Origin of the sequence: Sutterella sp. (genome assembly GCF_052272535.1) — a bacterium.
GTDB lineage: Bacteria > Pseudomonadota > Gammaproteobacteria > Burkholderiales > Burkholderiaceae_F > Sutterella.
Genome location: NZ_DAVZJY010000291.1, coordinates 1 through 2,552, shown reverse-complemented (window position 1 = coordinate 2,552; position 2,552 = coordinate 1). Strand labels below are relative to the sequence as shown.

3 protein-coding genes are annotated in these 2,552 nt (G+C 65.0%); 2 read left to right on the top strand and 1 reads right to left on the bottom strand.

The window, feature by feature from the left end:
- Positions 1 to 289: 289 nt before the first annotated feature.
- Both ACT6Y9_RS10375 and ACT6Y9_RS10370 read left to right on the top strand, forming a co-directional pair.
- Entirely contained in the window at positions 290 to 820 is a 531-nt protein-coding gene (locus ACT6Y9_RS10375) for a hypothetical protein (RefSeq protein ID WP_443744476.1), read from the top strand.
- 96 nt (positions 821 to 916) lie between these two features.
- Entirely contained in the window at positions 917 to 1,078 is a 162-nt protein-coding gene (locus ACT6Y9_RS10370) for a hypothetical protein (RefSeq protein WP_443744475.1), read from the top strand.
- 516 nt (positions 1,079 to 1,594) lie between these two features.
- Here the strand turns inward: ACT6Y9_RS10370 and ACT6Y9_RS10365 are convergent.
- Entirely contained in the window at positions 1,595 to 2,437 is an 843-nt protein-coding gene (locus ACT6Y9_RS10365) for a cysteine ABC transporter substrate-binding protein (protein WP_443744474.1), read from the bottom strand.
- Positions 2,438 to 2,552 lie beyond the last annotated feature (115 nt).

The following is a 2,552-nucleotide window of genomic DNA, read 5'->3' as shown; positions in this document are numbered from 1 at the left end:
TAAACTGGCCTACGGCAAGAATCATCTTAGCCTCTTTCACGCCGAGCCTTTTTCTCGCCACCTTCTTCCAGATGAGGCATGCGAAGAAGGCCGAAAAGCCCGGGGCCGAGCCGATGGAGGCCGTGCATGCCGCGTGAGGCGGAGCGCCCTGAATCCAACAGTATCCTGAGAGGGGAGCCCGAAAGGGCTCCCCTTTGTTCGTCCGCCGGACGTATGCTCACCCTCGGGCCCGCCGCAACTCCGATGTGCCCGGGCCGCCCGCCCGTCAACCCTTGCGCCGCCCGCCCTCATGTCCTTCACCCAATGGTTCGACCTCTTGCGCCGCCGGTTCGCCCGTTCGATCGTGAAGGCGCTGCTCTTCCCGCGTGAGACGGACTGGTACCGGCTCGCGCCCATCACGGACGAGACGAGCGTCGAACACGACCTCTCGGTGAGAAGTCTCGGCGAAGGCGGCTACGAGCTGCTCGAGACCCTTCCCGGCCGCGAGCCGATCCGCACGGAGCTCGAGGACGAGGCCTTCGCGCAGCGCCTTTTCGACGTGATCGGGCCGGATCTGCGGCTCGACGACGGCGTCCTCAACATGCTCTTCGACGCGGGCGACATCCGGCTTCTCTGGAGGATCTTCGCCTACCCGAACGAGTGGGGCGACGAATGGGAGCTCACCGACGCGGGGCTCGCCTTCTTTGGGCTCCACGGCGTCCCCTGGTGCCGCAGCTTCATGGCGAAGGCGCTCGAGCGCCGCGGGCAGACGCCGCCGCGCACGACGGTCGCTGAAGTCGCGCGCGAAGTAGAGGCGCTCCGGCGGCTCCTCGCCGGCTGAGGCTTCCTGCAGAGGCGCAAACGCGTTCCGAGGCGTTGGCTTCACCCAAAGCATTCCAGAGCCTCCCGCAACCTCTCTCATCCCTCAGAGTCCATCATGGCGGAACCCACCCGTCCCTCGTCCGCCTCGACGCCTTCTCCCCAGAGCTCCTCCCCGCGTTTTTCGGGCGAGTTCGCACGACGCGGCTTCACCTTCACGATCGCCTCGACGCTCCTCGTCTGCTGCTTCATCTTCTCCTCCGCGCGCCGATTCCGCTGATCGGCGTATGGGCCGGAAAGCTCGGCCTCATCGTCCCGAACGCTGCCGCGGGGATCGCGGTGAGGGGCTTTCGCCCGCCGAGCGGCTGCGCCGCTGACGAAGCCCGCAGCCTGAACAAAAGTGTCAGGACGCGCGGAGGCGTGTGCCCGGGCAGCCCCGGCGGCGCGCGGCCGGGTTCGTGCGGAATCGGAAAAGAAAAAAGGGAGGCCGCGGACCAAGAAACACGCGGCCTCCCTTAGAGGCGAGGAACGAAACCCGGGTAGGAGACTCCCGGAGAAGCATCCGCCGGCAAAGTTTCCCCGCTTTGCGTGATCGGCGGACTTGGGACGCTGCGGAACCGACCCCTTGGTTCCATGTGTTGCTGCGTCTTTCGTTCCAGTGAGATGAACTATATCGCAAATGAGAATCGTTTGCAAGAGTGCAGAGAAATATTTTCCTGCCGCTCCTTCTCCGTCCCGCCGCCGCTTCGCTCCGGCGCACCGGAGGCGGGAGGGCGGGGGAATTCACCCGTGAGCCTCAGAGTCTGCCGCCCTCGACGACAAGGTCGTCCGGGTTCGAAGTATTGCCGTAAACGGGCGCGAGCGTCTCGGCATAGTCCTTATGGAAGAACTGCTCGCCGCCGAGCTTCACGATCTCGTCGTTGATCCAGGCGAGGAGCTCCTTGTTGCCCTTCTGCACGGCCGGCGCGATGGTGTCGAGCTCGCCGAGGGACGTGATGCCCACCTTGAAGCCCTTGTTCACGATCGCCCAGGCGAGAACCTCGGTGTTGTCGGTCGAGAAGGCGTCGCCGCGGCCGTCAAGGAGCGCGTTGTAGGCGTCGGCGTACTGGTCGTACTTCTGGAGCTTCACTTCGGGGTGGTTCTTTTCAAAGTACGTTTCGGCGGTCGTGCCCTTGGCGATGATGAGGGTCTTGCCCTTGAGCTCCTTCACGTCCTTCACGAGGGCGTTCTCGGGCGAGACGACGCCGAGGGCGACCTTCATGTAGGGAAGCGCGAAGTCCACCTTCTCGGCGCGCTCCTTCGTCACCGTGAAGTTCGCGAGGATGACGTCCACCTTGTCGGTGACGAGGAATTCGACGCGCGAGGCGGGGTCGACCGAGACGTACTTCACCTTGACGCCGAGGTCTTTGGCGAGGCGGTTGCCGAAGTACACGTCATAGCCCTGGTAGGCGCCATCGGTGTCCACGTAGCCGAACGGAGCCTTGTCGGAGAAGACGCCGATCACGATTTCGCCCGAGGCCTTGACCTCGTCGAGGGGACGCGCGTCGGCGGCGCCCGGAAGGGAGACCGCGCCGGCGACGAGGGCGCCGGCGAGGGCGAGGGCGGAGAGCTTGCGGGTGAAGAGCGTGAAGAGCTTCATGATGAAATTCCTTTTTCGTGCGGAAGCGTTGCGTTGTGTCGGGGTGTGTTTGCCCTCGCCGGCCCCCGACCGGGGCGGCGCGGTTTGTTGACGGGTTGAAGGGACGCCCTCTTGA

What these genes read in the sequence shown, in the direction of transcription:
- ACT6Y9_RS10375 (WP_443744476.1), top strand. Translation starts at nt 290, where the DNA reads ATGTCCTTCACCCAATGGTTCGACCTCTTGCGCCGCCGGTTCGCCCGT.
- ACT6Y9_RS10370 (WP_443744475.1), top strand. Translation starts at nt 917, where the DNA reads ATGGCGGAACCCACCCGTCCCTCGTCCGCCTCGACGCCTTCTCCCCAG.
- ACT6Y9_RS10365 (WP_443744474.1), bottom strand. Translation starts at nt 2,437, where the DNA reads ATGAAGCTCTTCACGCTCTTCACCCGCAAGCTCTCCGCCCTCGCCCTC.